Source organism: Metabacillus rhizolycopersici (assembly GCF_020075705.1).
Map to the genome: position 1 here is coordinate 1 of NZ_JAIQUM010000048.1, position 22,210 is coordinate 22,210.

The window sequence follows — 22,210 nt, forward strand, 5'->3', positions numbered from 1 at the left end:
GTAGGTACCATCTCACTGTTAATAAAATAATGTCAGGTTGATAATGTTTCCACTTGAACAAATTTTGCTTTTCCATACTGATCACGTCCCTTTTTTAAAGTAATAGTATCAGTATGTCCGAGCTTTATAGATTAATTGCAGTTGTTTTGAGTTTTTTACACCAGAACCCCATTTGAACAAATCTTCTTTTTTCATACCGATCACACACCTTTTTTTAGAGTAATAGTATCGGTATGTCCAAGATTTAGAGATTAATTGCAATTGTCTTCAAGTTCTTGCACCAGAACCCGAAAAAGTGTACTTTTACGAACGGAGGGAAATTTAATATATTAATAATAGAACAAACAAAAAAGAGAGCTAGTCAAAAGACCAGTCTCCAACAAGGGGGAAGAGGTTTAAGACCGCCCCTTAGGCGCATATTCAATTGACTAGCAATCTTCCACTACTATATATGCGGCTTTCACCGGACCATGGACACCGACAACTAGATTCATTTCAATGTCTGCTGAGTTGCTTGGTCCAGTTATATAGTTAATGCAGGATGCAACTTGTTCACCGTTTTTCACTTTTTCACGTAAAATTTTTGCGGCCTGAGTCATAGATGGCACAATGGTGCTTTTTGGGATGATCACAATAGAGTTCTCTGGTAAGAAGCTTATCGTTCGCCCTCGATCTTTGCCACTAAATAAGACGACTGTTCCTGATTCAGCTAGTGTCATTTCACTGATGGTGATGCCGACATTCGCAAGATCTGCTTTCTTGATATTTTCAGACCCTAATGTGAAATCCCACTCAAAGACATCAACATTTCCTTGTGGCAATTCTTCTTTTAAAAGAGTTCCGAGTCCGAATTGTTTAAAACGTTCGTCCTTCCATGTAACAATCGGGCCACCTCCAAAGCTTTCAATCACATTCATGACAGCAGCAGATAATTCTGCTTGTGTTGTCAAATTAAAATCAGTATGAATTTTGGAACATTGTTTTTTTAGGACTTCTACTAACTCATCAGATGATGCTCCTTTTAATACATCTTCCTGGGGATTGTATGCCCAATGAGGACGAGTAACATTTGATTTGCTCTCTCGTCCAAGCCTGTTCGCAATTTTATTTAGAAAAGCTTCTCTATTTTGGATTGTTCCTTGCATTACTGGTCTCCTCCTTTTGGACGATTTTTAATCCAATCCCGGAACCGTTCTTTGGTTGGTGCCGGAAAATCACGTATATCAGTCCATGCTTTTAATGGACCCACCCCTTTTGTGATTTTATCATCGGTAATCAGAGGTTTTGCCAAGGATGGAGCCATTTTTGAACCCATTTTATAAAGAGTAGGTGTTGCTGCTCCAAAACCAAATGCTTTCATAAGGAGTTTTTCGGCAATCGGTGCCCTACCTTCTTTTTCAACAATCACTTGGCGATGCTTATGGAGCAGCTGATGGAGTGGAATTTTTACCGGACAAGCATCCGTACAAGCTCCACAAAGTGTCGAAGCATATGGTAGCTCTTTATATTCGTCATACCCACCAAGAAGAGGAGATATGACCGCGCCAATCGGTCCTGAATAAATCGAACCGTAGGAATGCCCTCCCACTTGTCGATAAACTGGACAAACGTTCACGCATGCTGCACAACGAATACATTGCAAGACCGATTGAAAGTCGGTACCTAGAATATCTGAACGCCCATTATCCACGATGACTAAATGAAATTCCTCAGGACCATCGACATCATCTTCCTCACGACGACCAGTTAATGTCGTAATATAGCTCGTTAATTTCTGTCCAACCGCACTTCTTGTGAGCAAACGAACCAATACTTCCATTTCTTCAAAAGTAGGTACAATCCGTTCCATTCCCATTACAACTACTTGTGTTTTAGGAAGCGATGCCACAAGATCGGCATTTCCTTCATTTGTAACGAGTGTAATGGAGCCCGTTTCTGCAACCGCAAAATTGCATCCCGTAATCCCGATATCAGCCGTTAAAAATTCTTGGCGTAAAATTTTCCGTGCATGTAACGCAAGTTCTTCCGGATCTTCGGTCTTTTTATAGTTTAATTTTTCTGTAAAGACATCTCTAATTTGTTCTTTGTTTTTATGCAAGGCAGGTACAACAATATGAGATGGTGGATCATGATCATCGACTTGTAAAATATACTCACCTAAATCCGTTTCGATTACTTGACATCCAGATTCTTCTAATTTTGCATTCAGGCTAATTTCCTCTGTTACCATCGATTTTGCTTTAACAATTTTTTTAGCATTATTCTTTTTTGCGATCCCCTCAATATAGTTGCTTGCTTCTTCAGCTGTTTCGGCAAAAAAAACATGTCCACCTCTTTGTGAAACGTTTTCACTGAGTTGATTTAAATAAAAATCTAAGTTTTCAAGTACGTGCTGGCGGATTTCTTCTCCATGTGAACGCCATTCTTCCCAATTTCCCAACTCTTCTGTTACGGTATTTTTCCGACCTTGAATCGTTTCCTGTGCTTTTGAAACGGCTCCTCTCATGAAGGTATTGTTAATTCCTTCATCGACCCGTTCTTTAAAAACAGTTGTGCCAATTTTCATCGCCATCGTGCACCCCTCCTATACTCGACTATTTAACACTTCGGCAATATGAAGTACTTTAATTGGTTTTCCTTTTCTATCAATTCTTCCACCAATATTCATTAAACAACCCGCATCTCCACCGATTAAATAGTCAGCTTCTGTTTCTTCTACACACTGCACCTTTTCATCCACCATTTGCTCTGAGATTTTCCCCATTTTCACCGAAAAGGTTCCTCCAAACCCACAGCAATTTTCTTTCCCAGGGAGCTCCATATATTCAAGACCTTTTACATGGCTTAGCAGTTTCATAGGAGCTTCCTTAACCCCTAGTAATCTTGTCATATGGCAAGATGTGTGATAGCTAACTTTCCCATTGAATGTTGCTCCTACATCCTCAACCTTTAATACATCCACAATAAATTGTGTTAGTTCGTATGTTTTGGCTGCAAGAGCTTTTGCTTTTGGTTCCCATACTGGATCTCCTTTGAAAATGTGCTGATATTCATGAAACATATAGGCACATGAACCAGATGGACAAACAATATATTCAGCATCTTGGAATATGTCGATCATTTTTTTCATAGCCCCTTTGGTTTCTTCAACATAACCACTATTATAAGACGGTTGTCCGCAGCACACTTGATTCTCTGGAAATTCCACTTCACAGCCGAGTCGTTCTAGTACTTCTACTGCCGCTTTTCCTACATTCGCTTGAAACATGTCAACGAGACACGTAATGAATAATGTTACTTTCACTTTGTCTCCTCCTCTGTCAAAAAAGTAAACTGGCACCTTTAATAAATATTTATAAAATCCTACAAAAAATGAAACAGAAAATTAGCAGTTTCAAATATTTTCTTAACATTAATAAATCCTAATAAAAAATGGCCGCTGATTTTTATCAACAGCCTGAAATAAAATCAAATCCTATATATCTTACGCTTCTTTTGCTGGTTTATAGGTTTTTTCCGCAGCTTGTCGACGCCAGTACCCTTCAATTTCTTCTAAAGTTTTTCCTTTTGTTTCCGGTGTTTTATAGTAAATAAATATACAAGCAATCACTGATAATACTGCGTATATGAAGAAGACATTATTTCCAATGAAACTTAACAATTGCGGGAAAGTGTACGAAAAAATGAAATTCAATGTGTACTGTGAAAATGTAATGAATCCCATTCCAATCGCTCTTGCTTGTAGAGGGAACACTTCCGGTATAAATAGCCAGAAAACCGGTCCTAGGCCAATCCCAAACGCAAAGACATATAAAAACACACAAATCATACTCACTATCGTATAATCAGAGAATAGTGCTAAACCGATTAAAGGAAGAACCTGTCCACCAATACTGTAGATTAACAAAGTTTTTCTACCCAGTTTGTCAACAATAAATAGGGATATAGCAGTGGAAACAACTAAGGCAATACCAACACCAAAGTTCGCTACATTCGATCCGCTCCACCCGTTAATGTTAACGCCTTCAAAAATAATAGGTGCAAAGTATACCACTGCATTAATCCCAGTGAAGACTTGGAAGAAAGTTAAGATTAACGTCATGTTTAGAATACTTTTATACTGGCCAAATAAATGTTTAAATCCTACTGTTTGCTGCTTAAGAGAATAATTAATATCTCTTATTTCATCTTCTACTTCTTTGTTCGATCCTCTTAGCTTCATTAAGACTTTTCTTGCGCGTTCTTCTTTCCCTGCAGTCAGCAACCACCGCGGACTTTCAGGTGACATTAGCATCCCAAACGTAAAGACCGTAGCTGGAATAATCCCTATTCCTAACATTAGCCTCCAATCTGAGAAGGAAGCTCCTACTATGTATGCGCTTAAAATTCCGACATTCACACTTAACTGATATAGAGCGCCAATAAATCCCCGAATTTTAGGTGGAGCTAATTCAACAAGATAAATCAACGAACACATATTAGCTATTCCGCAGCCGATTCCAAGAATAAACCGAGACCATATTAAAATGATTTCATTTGTAGCAAAGGCACAGCCAATAGACCCAATTATAAAAGTTAAACCGGCTCCAATTAATAATGATTTTCTTCCTAAAACCTTAGATAATGAGGTTGAAAGAACAATAGCCGGTAATGCTCCTAAAAGGAGGAAGCTTACAATCAATCCTTGACCGGACGGAGATAATCCAAATTCTTCAGTAATAAAGGGCAGCGCTGGAGAAATAGCACCCGAATCAAAGCCATATAAAAGGCCAGCCAATCCGCCAAAAATCGCATAAATATACATAATTTTCGGAATTTTTTGCTCCAAAGAAATCACTCCTTTTACGTTTTTTAATTAAAGCACACCTTTTTTCAAAATAATATTCGCATACTGTGCTCGTTCACTCGTAGCGATGATGGCATAAGCAGATTTACTCCGTTCGTAAAAATCAGTTCTTTCAAGTTTTTCAATTTTGACAGGAAAGTCGCTCATTTTTTTAAAGATATCTTCGTAATTCTTCCAGATTGCAGGGTTCCTTTCATCCCCTTCAACCGTATCCATCAGCAAGACAGGAAACGTAACGTAAGTATCTAGCGGAAAAAATTCTAATATTGCACTCAAAAACTCTGAAACACCATGTCCATGAGCATTAATTAAACGGCTGGAATGACTTGCAGCTGGAAAATTTCCATCTGCAAGTACAATTTCATCACCGTGCCCCATCTCCATCAAAATTTTTATCAAATCAGGAGAGATAATAGGCGGAATCCCTTTAAGCATATGTCAAAGCCTTTCCACTTTCTTGCACAAATTTGTTCGTAAGCGTTCCTAGTTTTTCAATTTCAACAGTGACCACATCTCCAGGTTGAATATAAACACGTTCCTCAGCAGGTAGACCAAACACTACTCCTTCAGGTGTACCCGTTAAAATAAGATCTCCAGGCTCTAGCGTCATGTGTTTGGATATATAACTTACGATCTCAGCGCAAGTAAAAATCATATCGGAAGTATTAGAGTTCTGTCTCAATTCATCATTTACGTAAGTTTTCAAGCTTAGATTGTTTGGATCTCCAACTTCATCTGATGTAACTAAGTAAGGACCTACTGGACTAAACTTATCGCATGTTTTTCCAAGCAACCATTGGTGTGTTCTCATTTGGAGATCTCTTGCTGACAAATCATTGACTGTACAATAACCAAAAACATGAGAAAGAGCTTCTTCTTGTCCAATGTTTTTAGTCTTTTTCCCTATTACAATCCCCAGTTCCACCTCATAGTCCAGTTCATTCGTTACAGCAGGAACAGCAATTTCACTTTGATGACCTGTTAAAGTATTATCAAACTTGTTAAACAGGATAGGTACTTCTGGATACGGCGCATTGGTTTCATCTGCGTGTTTTCGATAGTTTAAACCAACGCAAATAATTTTACGTGGTCGTGTAACACATGGCCCCCAAACAAGCCCATCCTCTTCAATCACGACTGCACTTCCATTTGATACTGCTTCTTTGACCTTTGTTTCAAATTCGTTTAGTTCTGATTGATCTAATTCAATTACTTGCATTACATCTTTTAAAATTTCGTTCCATTCATTCTTCTTAGCCGTTTCTTCGATATCTATTAATTTATCATCAATCTGTACAGCTAGTCTCTCATTCTCATTTTTTATAAAAGTAGCTAGTTTCATTTTTCCATTCTCCTTCTATGCATTTTTTCCAAAAACAACTCCACCATCAATATAAAGAGGTGATCCCATCATGAAAGAAGACTCATCTGAAGCGAGAAATAGTGCGGCTTTTGCCACATCTTCTGGTCTTCCTAAATCCCCACTCAATTGTCTTTTCTTAATATTTTCTATTGCCACTTCAGGGTCATCGTACGAAGTTTTTAAATAATCTTCAACAAATGGGGATAATATTGTGCCCGGTAATAAAGCGTTTACTCGAATGTGATAAGGAGCATAGTCTACCTGCATTGCTTTCGTCAGTGCAAGTACTGCTCCTTTTGTTGCTGAGTACGCAGCCCGTTTAGCTAGTCCCATTTCTGCAGCACAAGACGACATATTAATAACGACTCCACTTTTTTGTTCCATCATATAAGGAAGCGTATATTTAGAAGGCAAATAAACACCCTTCACATTCACACTCATTATTCGATCCCATGCGTCCGGCTCTACTTCATCCACTCTTCCCACATTGCTGATCCCTGCATTGTTAAATAAAATATCTATTTTTTGATACGTCTCAATAATCTGCTTAATCGCAGACTCAACCGCTTCAGGATTCGCCACATCTACTTCGAAAAATGCCGCTTTTCCGCCATGTTCTTCTATTTCATATACGGTTCCTTGTCCATTTTCGCGATTAATGTCTGTGATGATGACAAAAGCCCCTTCTTTTGCGAACAAGCGAGCTGTTGCCTTTCCAATGCCGCTCCCTCCGCCTGTGATGACAGCTATTTTGTCAAGTAGTCTCATACTGTTACCTCCTGTTCATGATCCATATGATCTTCAGGTTGTGCCGCTTTAACTGTTAATCCACCATCAACCATTAACAGATGCCCATTGATTTGCATGGCTTCATCTGAAGCTAAAAATACGACAGCATCTCCAATTTGTTTTTCTGTACCAAGTCTCTTCATTGGATTCGCTTCAATCTCTTTTTGTAAAATTTGAGGATCTTCCAGATATTCTTCGCACATATCCGTTGCAACAGTGCTTGGTCCGACGGCGTTTACATTAATGTTGTACTTACCTAACTCAATCGCCAGCGCTTTTGTTAAATGCCCAGCTGCTGCTTTTGATGAAATATAGTGTGGAATAACTGGACTCGTCACAAGAACACTCGCTGTTGATGTAATATTAATAATTTTCCCATATTTGTTTTCAATCATTTTTTTAGCGACTCTTTGTGACGTCAAGAAAATAGATTTCACGTTCGTCTGATATGTTTCGTCCCATGTTTTTTCTGACAGACTTAAAAAAGGTTCAAATGGCGCAATACCAGCATTATTCACCAGGATATCAACCGATCCTAACTCTTTTTCTACTTCGTCTATCATTTGGTCAACTTCTTCTTTAATCCCAACATTTGCTTTCACAACCATCGCTTGAATATGAAACTGCTTTTCTACTTTTTCCTTTAAAGCGTTTGCTCTTTCAAATGAACTAGGTGATGTATAGTTGATCGCCACATTAGCGCCTTCTTCAGCTAATCTCATTACAATTGCCGCTCCTATCCCTCGGCCTCCACCTGTGACAAGAGCTGTTCGTTTTTTAAATTTCCCCATATTTATTCTCCTTTTCCTATGTTTTTTTAAAGGCTGATACTGATTCGGCTGATACTAAATTCTTGATGACCTAAGATTTCAGCTTTTGCCAACTCACCCTGTGCTGTTTTTATAACCGTTTCAAGAATACGATTTCCTGCTTCTTCTGTCGTTTCTTTCCCTTTCATAACAGGACTTGTATCTACATCAATGTTATCTAACATTTTGACAGCAGTATGTTCATTGCCGGTTATTTTGATGACCGGAATAATCGGATTTCCTGTTGGTGTACCTCTACCTGTTGTAAAGCAGACCATATGAACACCAGCAGCAGCCATGCCTGATACACACTCGATATCATTCCCTGGAGAATCCATAAAGTAATAGCCGTTCCCTGGAATTTCTTCAGCAAAGGATAATACATCTTTTAAGGGTGCTGTACCTGCTTTACTTATACAGCCAAGAGATTTTTCTTCGATTGTAGACAAGCCTCCCTCAATATTGCCTGGACTTGGATTGCCACCTCGCATGTCTGCTCCAATGCGCTCTACTTCTTTTTCAAAATTATCGACATACGCATAAAGCTTATTTGCCACTTCTTCACTCACAGCTTTTTGAGCGACAAGATGTTCAGCTCCGATAATTTCAGTTGTTTCTCCCATTACAATGGTACCACCATGCCCTAAGAGCTGATCAGCTGCTTTTCCTAAAGCAGGATTGCTGCACAGGCCAGAAGTAGCATCGGAACCACCACATTTCACACCAAGTATTAATTCTGAAAGTGGAACATCTACTTGTGGCACTTTCTCAATTTCCTTGAATAAGCTCTTAACAACTTCAGACCCTTTTTGAATCGCTTTTACCGATCCTCCTGCATCTTGGATATCGATCCACTCAACAGGTTTTCCTGTTTCTTCTTCAATTTCTTTTTTCAATACTTTGGCATCAATAACCTCACAACCCAAGCTAATTAAAAGAACTGCACCAACGTTTGGATTTTTACCCATTCCTGCGAGAAGTTTATGTGTACGATCCTTGTCTTCTCCAATCTGGCTGCATCCATGCTGATGTGGAATAGCCACTGAAGACGGTACAGCTTGCTGTATTCTATTGGCTACATGATTTGCACAAATGACCGTCGGGATAATTAACAAATGATTACGTATCCCAATTTTTCCATTTGGACGACGATAACCTTTTATCATGCTCATAGTTTTCGATCCCCTTCCGCTTTATCCCCTCTGCCTCTGATTCCTTCAATGTTATGTACATGGACATGTTCACCAGGTTCGATATCAGTCGTGGCTGCACCTATTACTTCTCCATACTTGATCACCGTTGCTAATCGTTGAATCGGTTTAATCGATATTTTATGTCCAAATGGAATCGATTGTTTTGCTGTCAAAACCTCTTTTTGACCATTAATGACATATAGTAACGTTTGTCCTGCTTCTAAATCTTTCAAAAGAGTAGCGACATTATCGTTATCAGACATAACGATGCTCGTTATATCCTGCTCATATTCTAACTTGCTCATTGCTTTCTCTCCTTTTCTCCAGTTTGTAAAATGCTTTAGCATTTTCAGAAAAAATTCCATTCATTTCAACATCGCTTAAGGTGTCTGGCAAATTATTATTAATTATCTGTAGTGCGGATTCATAGTCTCCAGCTAATAAACATACTGGCCAATCACTGCCGAAGAGCAAGCGTGACGGACCAAATGTTTGAACAATATGATGAATATATGGCTTAAAATCTTCTATTTTCCATGTAGATGGATCCGCTTGCGTCATTAAACCCGATACTTTGCACCAAACATTTGGAAATTGAGATAGAGCGTTCATCTCTTCTTTCCACTCGCTTAACTCTCCTCCTGAAATATTCGGTTTAGCCATATGATCAATGACAGTCAATAAATCGGGAAGCGCTTCCATCAAAGTCAAAATAAATGGAATATGTTTTTTATTAATTAATAAATCAAGGGGAAGATTATATCGAATCATCCATTTTAAATTTTCTATCACTTGCTCTTGTAAAATCCAATCACTTTTTTCTATATCTTGCAGCATTGGACGCAGACCAACAATTCCCGGTCGCATCATTAATGAATCTAATTGTTTTGGAAAATCCGGAGAAGATAAGTCTAGCCAGCCAACTACACCAAAAATCCAGTCATAGCGTTCATACAACGATAAGAGAAATAATGTCTCTTCGTATGTAGGAGCAGCTTGAACAAGGACAGTTCCAGAAATATGATGTTTTTGTAATAATGGTTCTAAATCTTCTGGTAGGTAATCTTGATAGAGGACACCCATGTCTTTTGAAAGCCAAGTATAGTCAGCTCTTTCAATTTTCCAAAAATGATGATGTGCATCAATAATAATTATGACCCCCTTCTTGTTATTTTTGTGTTACCGGTAACATTAAAATAACAAGAATATTTTAATTTGTCAATAAATTATCAAATCTTTAGCGAAAATAAAAAAACTCCTATTCTTTTATAGGAGTTCCAGATGACTTCCTGATCACCAATTCAGGCTTTAAATTAATAGTTCTATAGTCGGTTGGACTGACATCTTCTACTCTCTCAATCACTAATTGTGTTCCTATATAGCCAAAGTCATAAGCCGGCTGAGAAGACACAGTCAAAAAAGGATCCAAGTCTGAAAATAATTCTAAATCGTCAAAGCAAACAACAGCTATCTCTTCTGGCACTTTAATCCTTTTTTCACGTAAACTTTTTATCAACTTAATAGCGATAAAGTTATTCGCTGCAAAAATCGCTGTTGGGCGATCAGCGGACGGAAGATTAACTAAGTAGTCGATTCCATTCCATTGCTTTTCTTGTTTATAATGTGTCTGCACAAGGAAAGAAGAATCGATGTTTAAATCATTTATTTTTAACGTTTCAATATACGCCTGATACCGCTCTTTCGAAGTAGAAATCGTAAGTGGGCCATGGACCATAGCTATTCTTTGATGTCCATAATCAATGAGATGCTGAAGAAGCAATTTTGTTCCTTCATAGTTATCGCCAAGAACCCTATCACAAGATACATCTTCAATCTGCCTATCAATTAATGTAAAAGGGATTCTGTTTTTGATTAGTTTCTTTAAGTTTTTGATCGATGGATCCCCTGTTGGAGCAATAATTACGCCATCTACACGTTTTGAGATTAAAGCATTAATATAGTCACTTTCTTTTTCGTGATTTTCATCTGTATTACATAAAATAAGCTGATATCCCATTTGATTAGCCTTATCCGTAGCACCTCGTGCGACCTTTGTAAAAAAAGGGTTGGTAATATCCGTTATGATTAATGAAAGCAACTTAGTCTTCTTAATATTCAAACTTTGAGCGGCGGAATTCGGTATATAGTTTAATTCCTTAATAACAGCTTCTACTTTTTTTCTTGTCTTTTCACTAATATTTCCTTTATTGTTAATCACTCTTGATACAGTCATCGGTGAAACATCAGCTTTTTTTGCAATATCGTAAATAGTCGTCACTTTTTGTACCTACCTTTACATTTTCACTTTTATTGTATCATAAGTCTAAGTATTGTTTTATAGTCATCTTCAACACTTCGCCTATCTAGAAAAGAAGGAGTCTTTTCACCATCAGAAACCTCCCCTTTCTTCCTCTAACCTCCATCTTTAGATATCCTTGTCTTAACCAATTTACTATTTGTGCAGATGATGGATCTGGATACTCTTTTAACCAATTTATTATCTAATCCCAATAAGTCTAACTTCTTACTCCCGTCTTTAAAATAGTAATATCTGGTTTATGTGTATACATACCTGCAAATTATCATAATTTAAAAAGACAAAAACCCATTTTAAGATAAATCTAAAACGGGTTTTCTAGTCAATTTTATTTATATCCTGCTTACATTATTCAAAATGGTACATTATCAGCACTATTAATTGGACCATATATAATCAACAGATAATGGGATTTTACCTCCTACTTGTTCTTGTTTATTACCCCTAGAAGTGGCTTGCTTCATTCTTGGTACTAACGTAATTTTGGGCACAATCACAATATATGTTTTGGTAATAGCTTATAGATTTCCCCATAATTTTATACTAAATAAGGCAATTGTACCTTATTCAGAAAGGGGTATATCATTAGAGTCAAACCGTTCATATACTTCTTGCATCTTCTTTCCTGCTTCTTCTGGTTCTTTTTCACCCGTCATAACATCCAGATGGAGTTTAAAACTTACATTTGCCATTTCTCCAGGAATACTATCGTCCCATAATGAGGTCGTACCTAGTTCATTCATTCTATTATACATATTTGAAAATAGAGGGCCGTATTGCTCTAGATCCTCGTTTTTCAAATCCGTTCTCGAGGGAAAGGACATCCTTTGTTCTGCTAAAGCCTTTTGGCGATCATAGCTCATGACAAAGGCTACAAACTTCTTTGCAAGTTCTTCCTTGCTTGTCCCTTTCAAGACCATTAGGGCGTCGCCTGTATATAATTGTACTTTGGGCTGAATACTTTTTTTAACTTGAGGATAATAAAAAAATCCAATCTCAAAGTTTTCAGGAAGCTCTTCCTCTAAAATACCAGCCTGTGAAGAAAGACTTGAGTACATAGCAGCTTTGCCATGTATAAATAAAGCCCGTGCTTCTTCATCGTTTATTGTTGCAGCATTTTCAGTCATGAGTTCTTTTGTCATTTCCCTCATTATTCTCCAAGTATTTAACACTTCTTTGCTTTGATAAGTCATTTCCTTGTCTTTTTCACTAATATTAATTAATTTTCTGAATTGCTGCTCAGTGACATTTCTTTGCAAAATAGCATCAAAGATATGCCCTACAACTGATGGCTCTCCGATGCCTGAAACTAGTGGAGTATATCCCTTCCTTTTGAGTGGATCGACTATGGAAAAAAGCTCATTAAATGATCGGGGTTCCTTTACACCAGCTTCACGGAAAGCCATTTTGTTATAATAAATGACCGGGGTCCACACAATGTTGGTATTGACTGAGTATTTATGTCCATCCGCTGAAGTGTATCGTTTTAATGTTGATGGTGGAAGTACTTCATTCCATCCTTCACTTTTATACAAAGAATCAAGAGGTTCCAATACCGCTGAATCAACGATTTCATCGTACCGCCGTTCGGCCCAATACCATGCGACATCTGGTTTTTCAGAAGAGTTAAACAACTCAGGTGCTTGTTCTTTATATATACTCTCTTCATATTCATTAATTTGAATACTTACATGAGGATTAGCAGCCATAAATGCATTTGCGTCCTCCCGTAATCGGATTGCTACGCTCGGTATTGCTGAGATAACTAATTCAGTTTGATCCCCTTCCTTATTGGAAGTGCTTGGGTCATTTTGGAAAAAAGAGGTTTTTGGTGAGCATCCAGATAAGAAGATAATAAAAGAAATCCCAATCACCAAAATAAGATACATCTTTTCTATTATTTTTCTTCTCATCAGAAACCCTCCTTATAATCCCCATATTGCCCAGTTTTTTCGAATTCAAGCCAAACAACTTAGCAAGCTCAACTTTGGGTAGGACGTTGGTAATACCCACATATTTATTGATATACTTCATCGTAACTGGCTGCCATTAAACAGTCAGGCCAATCACTTCCATACATGACTTGATCTTACCCAAATGTTTCAATCATTATTGTTCATATTGAAGAGCGATCATTTGGTGTCCTTTAAGTCTTGGAAGGATAAATTCCGTTCTTCCGTCCTTCTCGCTAAATTCCAATGCGATTCCTTCAGGGACACATTGGATTCCTTTAATTTCATGGTGAATATTAACAGATATTTTAGTATCATACAGTGGGATAACATCTTCTATTACTTCAATCTCTTGTGAGCGACGTTCTGGAATATAATGAAGTAAATGAATTATTCCTCTGTCTTCTTGTTCATTCATTGCGACACACAATGTTGACGGCCCATTATGTTTAATGAGTGGTTGCGGAAGAAGAAGATCAAGAGCATTTAAAAAGAGTTGCTTACACCAACGAGGTGCATTTTGGTTGTATTGACTGAAAATTGGATGCATAAAGTAAATAGACGATCCATTTTGAATTACCCCTGGGTATCCTATTTCTCCTGATGAAGGAGTATGGGCATGAGAGCAAAATCTTTCTTGTGTTCGATTAAAATAAGGTACCTTTGCTTCTATCAGTACTTCAGCATTATCTAATGCTCTAACCTCAAGTCCTTTTAAATACATAACATGCTCCGTTATAGGCAAACCTTTTCCAATTTCCCCCTGCGGAACAAGGAAATCTGGGCTAAATGGAGCTTCACCCACCAATTCTACTCCAAGTGAAGAAAGATAGAAGTGATTTTTATCAGGGTTGAGCCCAGATTGATAACTCGCAATTATTTTTCCACCATTCTCTACATAATCATCTAGTTTTCTAGCAAATACTTCATCAACAGGTATGGTGTCCGGAAGGATTAATACTTTATACTTTTCTAAATCACTTATGGAGTCTAGAATATCAAACTGGTGTCCGCTTTCTTCTAGCATTCTAGTAACACCCATGATAGCAGATGGCAAGCCATCAAGACTTCTGGAATCTAGAAACTCTTCAGGAGTAAAGACGCCTATTTCCGTAATCGGATTGGCTCCTTCGCACCATGGTTCTTTTGCTTCAATTTGTGAATAGACGGAGCCAATCAGATCATAAACAGGATACGAGATTTTCCCATTGGGATCCAATTGGTCACCAATCATGCATTTTAAATTTAAAGCGAGAGATCTAAAACATTCAAATTCAAGAGCTGCTTTATTTTTAAAAGAGTGAAAGTCACCCCACATTGTATGGAATTTACCCGTCATTCCAAGGCTATCTAATCCAAGATTACGTGCATATCGAGCTGTAATTGGGAAATGTAAATACCCCCATTCTCCGCTTGGAAGAGACTCCAATTCAAAGTGTGTGTATGCACTCTTTATCGAGCGGTGAGCTGTACTAATATGCCCTCTGTTATAAAAAATCGAACATTCTTTGTTGCTTTCTCGAATAAAAGCGGACATATCTAATTTGAATCTGTCAATCACCTGTTGTCCATATAACAGACGATCTTCTTTTACCTCTGGATTCAATCTCTCTTTTTCCATCCCACTTTTACAATTTTCACATGAGCAGTCAAGCGGGTTAACAATGTCAAAAAACAAGCCGTCTACAGGAAACGCATCTAAAATTTCTTGCGTCTGGGATTTTAAATACTCAACATATGGACTGTTCACACATAGATGACGATAAAAACCGGGGTCTACTGTTGAATCATCTTTATATGAATTCGGATGATAAATAGGGTCGCCATTTTCATCCCTTGCCAGCCATTCGGGGTGCTTTTCTGCCATATAATTATCCCACTGTACTGTAATATAAATAGGTACTCGAATGTTCCTTTTATGGCAGGCTTCTATCTGTTCTTTTAACAAGTCTTTATTCACAAGGTGCGGATGTACAATCTCTGGAAACAACTTTGAGTCATAGTATAAAAAACCATGATGACAACGGGCGAAACAAGTGATTGAATTAACTCTAGCCTTCTCTAATGTGGACGCAAATTCGTCTGGATCAAAATTAATTCCTATATTTTCGATATCAGGGCTTGTATGAAAATCTAAATGTACTTGTCTATAACGCAAACTGTAATCTTTCATATTAATAAAACGCCTCCATATTCATAAGTTTTTATCTTCCTCCTAGACCGCTTGACGAAATTCCTTCGACAATATAACGTTGAGCGATTAAATATACAATAAATGATGGCAAAGTAGCCATTGTGGATGCTGCCATCAGCAAATTCCATTGAGTTGAATACTGACCATGGAACATTTGCAGTCCAAGTGGTAACGTATATAGAGCTTCTTCATTCGTAATAATTAGGGGCCATAAAAAACTGTTCCAGTAGCCGATAAATGTAAAAACTGCCAAAGTTGCTAGACCAGGTTTGAGCAGCGGAAGAAGAATACGCCAGTAAACACCGAAATGGCTACAACCATCAATTCTAGCAGCTTCATCGACTTCAAACGGGATAGTAAGGTAAAACTGTCGTAATAAGAATGTCCCAAAAGCAGTAAACGCCCATGGAATGATTAATGCCCAATAGCTGTTTACCCATCCTAATTCTTTCATCAATAGAAACATTGGAACTACAACAACTTGCTGAGGGACCATTAATGTAATCAAGTATGCTCCAAATAGTTTGTCTCTACCGCGAAATCGCAATCTTGAAAAAGCATAGCCCGATAAACTTGAAGTAATTAATACTAACAAAGTACCAAGGATCGACACTATTAAACTATTCAAAAAGAACGTTCCAAAGGGGAAAAAATTCCAAGCCTTTTCGTAATTTTCCCAAGCTAAACGAGAACCAATCCAATCCATCGTAAAAACCTCATTGTCAGGCTTCAACGATGTAATAATCATCCATAGAAAAGGCATAAATACACTAAAACAAGCCAATGCTAACAATGATCGATTCAATACTGATAGTGGTTTCATATTATCCCCCCCTTACTTTGTTTCATAATGAACCCATTTCTTCTGTAACACCAATTGGAGCAATGTGATGATTAAAATAAAGCCGAACATAATCACGGCAATAGCTGCACCTTTCCCCATTTCGAACCATTGGAAGGCGTTTTTGTAAATATAAAGACCAAGGACTTCCGTTGCATTTCCTGGACCTCCGTTTGTCAGGACATACGCTTGGTCAAAAACCTGGAAAGCATTGATCAATGTCATCACAGTACCAAAGAAAATAGCAGGACTTATCGCTGGCAACATAATCTTAAAAAATCGGACAAATGGACCAGCACCATCGATAGACGCTGCCTCTAGCATTGACTGTGGGACTCCTTGAAGAGCTGCCAAAAAAATGATCATATTGTATCCAAAATTTTGCCAAACGCACATTAAGATAAGAGCGATCATTGCCCATTTTGAGTCACCAAGCCAGTTTGGTCCTTGAATACCAATCCACTGAAGCATTTCATTAATCAATCCATTTTGTGGTTCATACATCCACTGCCATACCATTGCAATTGCGACAGGTGAAACAAGCACTGGTAAGAAGAGGAATGCTCTATAAATTTTAATCCCTTTTATCTTTTGGTTTAGCCATACTGCAAAGCCTACGGAAACAATTAGATTCAGTACGACATAAACAATAACGTAGAAAAAAGTATTAAAGATTACAGAACCAAATACCGTATCTTTACTAAATAAATTAATATAGTTATCAAACCCGACAAATTTGGGTTCTGATATAAGTGACCATTCAAAAAGACTAAGTACAAACGTCGCAATAATAGGAATGAATGTAAAAGTTAAAAAACCAGTTAAATTTGGTAGCAAAAACCAAAAAGCTGCACGAACATCACTTGATTTTTTCTTCTTGGCCTTCGTCTCTTTAGGTATATCTAAATTCTTTTCTTTTTCCACATAAGGTACACTCATCTAATCTCTCCTTTCGTAAGAATTGGCTTGGCTAAAGGAAATAAATAGCCAAGTAGCAATTCTTTAAAGTTAAAGCTCTTAGTCTTGAATACTTTCAAGTTGTTTCTGTAACTCGTCTAATCCGTCCTTAGCTGATTTTTCACCATTTAAGATTGGAATCATTGCCTTAGTAATCATATCGCTAGCCTGATTCCATGTTTCAGTAATGGCATACGGTACAGTATGCTGATCGGCATATTCTAAAACCGGTTTAAAATCTTCTGGAACTTGATTAAAATAATCTTCTTGTGCACCTTCAAGTGCAGGATAAGCCCGTCCTGCAGAGGCAAGTTCTTTTTGAGACTCTAAGCTAGTTAATGCAGTGATCGCTTTGTACGTCTCTTCTGGATGCTCACTTCCTTTGCTAACAGCAAATCCTGAACCTGCAGAAATACTCACTGAATCTTTTTCCCCAACTGGAATTGTAGCTACTCCGAATTCAAATGTAGCACTGTCGTTATACCATAAAGTATCCCAAGGCCCGTCCACTACCATTCCGACATTTCCTTTTAGCCATTGTTCCATCGACCAACTACCATTATTTGTAGCAACCATTTTTGGAGAAACATCTTCTTTAATCATATCTGCTAAATTCTGAACAGTTTCGACGTTTTTTGGATCATTAATTTTATATTTTCCATTTTCTAAGTATTTGCCGCCATTTGATAAAATCATCGGGAACCAGAAATCTGGATAACCGTTTGCAATAAATCCATAATTTCCATCTTTGCTTAGTGATTTAGCTGCTTCCTGGAAATCTTCCCATGTCCAACCCGGCTTTGGTTCAGGAATGTTATATTTTTCAAATAAGTCTTTATTGTAATATATAATCATAGCCCCGAAGTCATAAGGCACCACAGCTTGTTTACCTTCATACTTCGTATTTTCAATAATTGTACTATTAAATTCTTCTAGTTTAAAAGAGTCATCCTTTTTAATAAACTCATCTAACGGAGCAAGGGCAGAACCGTAACCTGGAAGACGCATGCTTTGCATTGATATGATATCAGGAGCAGAACCACCGGCAATCTGTGTTTGGAGTTTACTCCAATACTCTGTCCATGGAGCAGTTTTCAGATTAACTTGTATATCTGGATACTTTTCATTCACCCTGTCAGCCATTGCTTGCCAGGATTTTACCTCTGCATCGTTGCTTGCCCACATAAACCATTCTAATGTCACTTTATCTGATTTCTCTTCCGAACTTGACTCAGCACCGCTACAGCCAGCCAATAAGAGACAGCCTATCAGTAATACAATAAATACCTTCATCTTCATAAAATTTTCCTCCCCCTTTATTAAAGCTTGCAATTAAAAAACAACTATAAAATGATTTAACCCCCCTTTGATAACGCTTTCATTCTTGTTGTAAAAAGAAAGCCCTTTCATATTAAATCTTATTTATAAACTTTCTCCTCTTATTTAAAATAATAAATAATTTTGAATTTTCTATCAATGAGACAAATCTAACCTAAAATGTTGAATATTTTCATATTTCTACTTGTAAAATTATTTATTACTTTATAATTAGAATGTATACACCGTCTCTTAAATTGATAGAAGACTAGGACTAGATCCTTTTGATTTGTAATGTATAGGAAAAGAGGAATGTAAAGATGATTAGGATTGCAATTTTAGATGATGAGGAATTAATTCGTGAAGGTATCAAATTTAAATTTCCCTTTTTAAATCACGATTTTGAAATCGCTTACGAAGGAGACGATGGGCATGATTTGCTTGAAAAATTGAAGTCTTCAGATGTAAGTATAGATTTATTTTTAGTTGATATGATGATGCCAAAACTAAAAGGAATAGACTTCATTAGAGAAGTATCAGAGTTTTATAAACCAGCCAATTTTATAGTCATCAGTGGTTACGATGATTTTTCTTATGTAAAAGAAGCCTTAAAGCTGGGAGTGTCAGATTATTTATTAAAACCCATCGACCCTAATGAGCTTACAAGTGTATTGCTGAAAGAACAGGATAAAATTCACACTTTAAGGAAATCAAAATTCGAACATCTTCGCGATGAAATATCCCATCATCTATCCAAAAAGGAGGAGATAGCAAAATTAAGTGAAAATGCGAGGAGTTATTTACAAGAATTTATTAATAACGATTCAACCATCCATATCGTTTTATTAGGAAATCTGTACAGTCCTAAATCATTTACAGATATTCGGACAAGCCTTGAAGAATTATTATCAGATAATCAGGTATTAATCTGGATATATGGTATTCCTCAATTTTTCATTTGTATCACAGAAAAAGGTTTTACCCAAAAGCTAATGGATTTAATTAACTATCAAACCGTAACTACTATCTCTTTTGAAAATATGAAAGATTTAAAGCATTTATCTTCCTATTTTACGAAGGCGATACCATTAATGTCTTCTTTATTGACCTTAGGTGAAAAAAAGGTATTCACTATTAACATAGAAAAAGACTGCGTTGATGTGAATCTTTTAAATAAAGAGGAGATAGAACATACTCAAATCTCAAATCTTAAATATCTAATAGATTGTGAGGATGTAAAAACTTCTTTAAATGCCCTAATTATAATCTTGAACCAAAAAATTCCTCAAAATATAAAGGAGCATGCTTTCCAGCTATTCATGTGGAAACATTACCATTCGGAAGTATTACTAGAATGGCTTCAAAGTTTTGATTCACCACAGTTGTTCCAAGAGCAATGTTTAAACTTTATTAACGCTTTAAACGAGGACAAGTACCAGCTTACTGGAAAAGGTATCCTAGATAGAGTAATAAAAGATTTAAGTCAAGAATACGCAACTAAGAAAACGTTAAAAGATTATGCAGATAGTTATTATATTCATCCGAATTATTTAGCACGTTTATTCAAACAAGAGCTAGGCGTAACCTTTATTGAAACAATTACAACAATCAGAATGAAGAAGGCTAGAGAGCTTCTTAAAAACGAGTCTTTAAAAGTAAGTGAGGTAGCACAGCTTGTAGGATATGATGACGTCAGGTACTTTGGGCAGGTATTTAGAAGGGAGAATAATTTAACACCTTCTAAATATAAAAATAAAATAATGACCGCTAAAGAATGATAAAGTTAATAATTTCTACATTTAACCTTTTATTTCTCCCCTTCAAATTAGTAACTATTTGGTATACCATGTTACTAAAAAGGCGGCGGTGGAAACTTTGAGATTTAAGATTTTTAATTCATTACAAAAAAAAATTGCAATTGTTTTCACAAGTTTAATTGTCGTTTTATTGATTATCTATTCGACAATCACATATTGGTTTGATTCAAAGGCGATTTTTGATGAAGTTTCACAGGCTAACCTACTGACAATTGAACAAATGAGCAACAGCTTTGATGTCCAGCTTAATCTAATGGAAAAAGCTAGTCTACAACTAGCTTCAGAAGATATATTAATTAATATGTTAAAAAATCATAGTTTCAGAGATGAAGTCTTGTCCGAAGAATTGCAGAAAGATATTTTCCATCTTTTTTCTTATGCCAGAATTTCCTGGACAGAAATTGATAATCTATTTATTTACGATTTGACCGGGAATAAAATTGGTCATAAAATTTCAGACGTCTCCATCCCAAACCCAAAGTTAAAAAACTTTCAAAACTCGGATACCAGTATTGAATATGGTATTCTTCTTGATAGTGATTTAGAAGATGCTGTTGTTTCTTTTTTAAGACTTGTTAAAGAACCAGAGACAGCTCAACCTCTTGGTTGGATTAGACTTGACTTAAATATTTATAATATGGGTTCCATTAAAAATATCAATAAGGATCCCCGCATGTTTATGGTCTTAAGACCAAATGGAAGAGTCATTTATACAAATAAACCAGATGAAGTAACTATTATTATCATTTCTAAATTATTAAAAACAATCGACAATAAAGGATCTTTTATTCAAATTGGCAAAAATGGGAAAGAGTTAGTTAATTATTATAAATCTAAAAAAAGCGGTTGGATTATGCTGTCAATTGTTCCTGAAAGGAATTTAAACCAGGGACTTAGGGATGTTCGTACTTTTTCAATTACACTTGTTAGTATCAGCATCTTTATTTCAATACTCGCTGCTATTCTTATCTCTAAGAGAATCACTTCTCCTCTTAAAATGTTGCATTCTACCATGAAAAATGTAGAAAAAGGAGATTTGAAAAATCGTGTATCTATTAATTCAAATGACGAAATCGGAGAACTTGCCGAGCAAATGAACACGATGATTGAAAGTATTGATAGTTTAATTAATCAAGTCTATCAAGTGGAAATTAAAAACCGTGAGGCTCAGATTAAAGCATTATCTGCACAAATTAATCCTCATTTTTTATACAATACTTTAGAGGCAGTAGACATATTATCCTTACAGGGTAAAAAGAAAGAAGTTCAAATGATCGTGTTATCTTTATCTAGAATGATGAGATATGCTTTTAAAAGCGAAACAATCGTAACTTTAAAAGAAGAACTGCAGCATTTAGATGCTTTCTTACAGATTCAGAAAGCAAAATACTCCGAAAAAATAAACATATATATTAATATACCAGAAGATTTACTATCTGCAAAAATACCAAAATTAACACTTCAGCCTATTGTAGAGAACGTTTTCAAACACGGCTTCTTTCATAAATCGGGACAAAATAATTTGTTTATTTCCACAGAGCAAAATAATAAGAGAATACAAATCCATATTACCGATAATGGAATCGGTGTAAATCAGGAAAGGTTAGCTGAGTTAAATTTCTGGTTAAATAGCGAATCTCAACAAGAACATCAAGTAGGACATATTGGATTAATTAACGTCAATGAAAGAATAAAATTAAATTTCGGTCAAGAATATACCATTCAAGCTTCTAGCGAAGAAGGAGAGTGGTTTAATATAATTATTACTCTCCCTTTTCATGAAGTCTAACATGATAAAATACAGAAAAAGGGGTT

General features: G+C 36.5%; 19 protein-coding genes and 1 pseudogene. 2 read left to right on the forward strand and 18 right to left on the reverse strand.

The genetic code is table 11. The features are described from left to right. The 18 genes and pseudogenes from K9V48_RS18320 to K9V48_RS18405 form a co-directional block, all read right to left on the reverse strand. Positions 1-76 (reverse strand): annotated as a pseudogene (locus K9V48_RS18320) (IS6 family transposase); the annotation flags it as partial. Positions 77-428: 352 nt separating this feature from the next. Continuing rightward, on the reverse strand, positions 429-1,145 hold the full coding sequence (locus K9V48_RS18325) for a LutC/YkgG family protein (RefSeq protein ID WP_224140617.1): 717 nt from the start codon (positions 1,143-1,145) through the stop codon (positions 429-431). Further along, positions 1,145-2,572 carry a LutB/LldF family L-lactate oxidation iron-sulfur protein gene (locus K9V48_RS18330; protein ID WP_224140618.1) on the reverse strand — a complete coding sequence of 476 codons (1,428 nt, stop codon included), beginning with the start codon at positions 2,570-2,572 and terminating at the stop codon, positions 1,145-1,147. Before K9V48_RS18330 ends, K9V48_RS18325 begins: the two co-directional genes overlap by 1 nt. Positions 2,573-2,584: 12 nt before the next feature. Continuing rightward, positions 2,585-3,304, reverse strand: a complete 720-nt coding sequence (locus K9V48_RS18335; RefSeq protein ID WP_224140619.1) for a (Fe-S)-binding protein — start codon at positions 3,302-3,304, stop codon at positions 2,585-2,587. Between the two features lie 180 nt (positions 3,305-3,484). Further along, positions 3,485-4,828, reverse strand: coding sequence for a sugar porter family MFS transporter (locus K9V48_RS18340; RefSeq protein WP_224140620.1), 1,344 nt, complete (start codon positions 4,826-4,828; stop codon positions 3,485-3,487). Between the two features lie 27 nt (positions 4,829-4,855). Continuing rightward, entirely contained in the window at positions 4,856-5,281 is a 426-nt protein-coding gene (gene fucU, locus K9V48_RS18345; RefSeq protein WP_224140621.1) for an L-fucose mutarotase, read from the reverse strand. After that, the gene (locus K9V48_RS18350) at positions 5,274-6,188 is read right to left on the reverse strand and encodes a fumarylacetoacetate hydrolase family protein (RefSeq protein WP_224140622.1); all 915 of its coding nucleotides are present in this window, start codon (positions 6,186-6,188) and stop codon (positions 5,274-5,276) included. The genes fucU and K9V48_RS18350 overlap by 8 nt, the downstream gene beginning before the upstream one ends. Before the next feature lie 15 nt (positions 6,189-6,203). Further along, the gene (locus K9V48_RS18355; RefSeq protein ID WP_224140623.1) at positions 6,204-6,977 is read right to left on the reverse strand and encodes an SDR family NAD(P)-dependent oxidoreductase; all 774 of its coding nucleotides are present in this window, start codon (positions 6,975-6,977) and stop codon (positions 6,204-6,206) included. After that, positions 6,974-7,789 (reverse strand): SDR family NAD(P)-dependent oxidoreductase, encoded by an 816-nt coding sequence (locus K9V48_RS18360; protein ID WP_224140624.1) that lies wholly within the window; start codon positions 7,787-7,789, stop codon positions 6,974-6,976. The genes K9V48_RS18355 and K9V48_RS18360 overlap by 4 nt, the downstream gene beginning before the upstream one ends. Before the next feature lie 26 nt (positions 7,790-7,815). Next, on the reverse strand, positions 7,816-8,979 hold the full coding sequence (locus K9V48_RS18365; RefSeq protein ID WP_224140625.1) for a UxaA family hydrolase: 1,164 nt from the start codon (positions 8,977-8,979) through the stop codon (positions 7,816-7,818). Then, entirely contained in the window at positions 8,976-9,305 is a 330-nt protein-coding gene (locus tag K9V48_RS18370) for a UxaA family hydrolase (RefSeq protein WP_224140626.1), read from the reverse strand. Before K9V48_RS18370 ends, K9V48_RS18365 begins: the two co-directional genes overlap by 4 nt. Beyond that, on the reverse strand, positions 9,286-10,155 hold the full coding sequence (locus tag K9V48_RS18375) for an amidohydrolase family protein (protein WP_308012600.1): 870 nt from the start codon (positions 10,153-10,155) through the stop codon (positions 9,286-9,288). Before K9V48_RS18375 ends, K9V48_RS18370 begins: the two co-directional genes overlap by 20 nt. A gap of 103 nt (positions 10,156-10,258) precedes the next feature. Continuing rightward, positions 10,259-11,278, reverse strand: coding sequence for a LacI family DNA-binding transcriptional regulator (locus tag K9V48_RS18380; protein ID WP_224140627.1), 1,020 nt, complete (start codon positions 11,276-11,278; stop codon positions 10,259-10,261). 602 nt (positions 11,279-11,880) lie between these two features. Continuing rightward, positions 11,881-13,230, reverse strand: a complete 1,350-nt coding sequence (locus K9V48_RS18385; RefSeq protein WP_224140628.1) for an ABC transporter substrate-binding protein — start codon at positions 13,228-13,230, stop codon at positions 11,881-11,883. Positions 13,231-13,426: 196 nt separating this feature from the next. Beyond that, positions 13,427-15,442 carry an alpha-amylase family protein gene (locus tag K9V48_RS18390; protein WP_224140629.1) on the reverse strand — a complete coding sequence of 672 codons (2,016 nt, stop codon included), beginning with the start codon at positions 15,440-15,442 and terminating at the stop codon, positions 13,427-13,429. 31 nt (positions 15,443-15,473) lie between these two features. Next, entirely contained in the window at positions 15,474-16,286 is an 813-nt protein-coding gene (locus tag K9V48_RS18395) for a carbohydrate ABC transporter permease (RefSeq protein WP_224140630.1), read from the reverse strand. A gap of 12 nt (positions 16,287-16,298) precedes the next feature. Beyond that, positions 16,299-17,243, reverse strand: coding sequence for a carbohydrate ABC transporter permease (locus K9V48_RS18400; RefSeq protein WP_224140631.1), 945 nt, complete (start codon positions 17,241-17,243; stop codon positions 16,299-16,301). A gap of 78 nt (positions 17,244-17,321) precedes the next feature. After that, complete coding sequence (locus K9V48_RS18405) at positions 17,322-18,560, reverse strand: ABC transporter substrate-binding protein (protein WP_224140632.1); 1,239 nt, start codon at positions 18,558-18,560, stop codon at positions 17,322-17,324. Between the two features lie 338 nt (positions 18,561-18,898). On the opposite strand from K9V48_RS18405, the gene K9V48_RS18410 reads away from it, so the two are divergent. Beyond that, positions 18,899-20,356: a response regulator transcription factor gene (locus K9V48_RS18410; RefSeq protein WP_224140633.1), complete on the forward strand. Its 1,458-nt coding sequence runs from the start codon at positions 18,899-18,901 to the stop codon at positions 20,354-20,356. A 97-nt stretch (positions 20,357-20,453) separates the two neighbouring features. Beyond that, positions 20,454-22,184: a sensor histidine kinase gene (locus K9V48_RS18415; RefSeq protein ID WP_224140634.1), complete on the forward strand. Its 1,731-nt coding sequence runs from the start codon at positions 20,454-20,456 to the stop codon at positions 22,182-22,184. Positions 22,185-22,210 lie beyond the last annotated feature (26 nt).

Bases quoted from the DNA above. Each gene is read 5' to 3' on its own strand.
- K9V48_RS18325 (WP_224140617.1), bottom strand. From the start codon at position 1,145: ATGCAAGGAACAATCCAAAATAGAGAAGCTTTTCTAAATAAAATTGCG.
- K9V48_RS18330 (WP_224140618.1), bottom strand. From the start codon at position 2,572: ATGGCGATGAAAATTGGCACAACTGTTTTTAAAGAACGGGTCGATGAA.
- fucU (WP_224140621.1), bottom strand. From the start codon at position 5,281: ATGCTTAAAGGGATTCCGCCTATTATCTCTCCTGATTTGATAAAAATT.
- K9V48_RS18350 (WP_224140622.1), bottom strand. From the start codon at position 6,188: ATGAAACTAGCTACTTTTATAAAAAATGAGAATGAGAGACTAGCTGTA.
- K9V48_RS18355 (WP_224140623.1), bottom strand. From the start codon at position 6,977: ATGAGACTACTTGACAAAATAGCTGTCATCACAGGCGGAGGGAGCGGC.
- K9V48_RS18360 (WP_224140624.1), bottom strand. From the start codon at position 7,789: ATGGGGAAATTTAAAAAACGAACAGCTCTTGTCACAGGTGGAGGCCGA.
- K9V48_RS18365 (WP_224140625.1), bottom strand. From the start codon at position 8,979: ATGAGCATGATAAAAGGTTATCGTCGTCCAAATGGAAAAATTGGGATA.
- K9V48_RS18370 (WP_224140626.1), bottom strand. From the start codon at position 9,305: ATGAGCAAGTTAGAATATGAGCAGGATATAACGAGCATCGTTATGTCT.
- K9V48_RS18385 (WP_224140628.1), bottom strand. From the start codon at position 13,230: ATGAGAAGAAAAATAATAGAAAAGATGTATCTTATTTTGGTGATTGGG.
- K9V48_RS18390 (WP_224140629.1), bottom strand. From the start codon at position 15,442: ATGAAAGATTACAGTTTGCGTTATAGACAAGTACATTTAGATTTTCAT.
- K9V48_RS18395 (WP_224140630.1), bottom strand. From the start codon at position 16,286: ATGAAACCACTATCAGTATTGAATCGATCATTGTTAGCATTGGCTTGT.
- K9V48_RS18400 (WP_224140631.1), bottom strand. From the start codon at position 17,243: ATGAGTGTACCTTATGTGGAAAAAGAAAAGAATTTAGATATACCTAAA.
- K9V48_RS18405 (WP_224140632.1), bottom strand. From the start codon at position 18,560: ATGAAGATGAAGGTATTTATTGTATTACTGATAGGCTGTCTCTTATTG.
- K9V48_RS18410 (WP_224140633.1), top strand. From the start codon at position 18,899: ATGATTAGGATTGCAATTTTAGATGATGAGGAATTAATTCGTGAAGGT.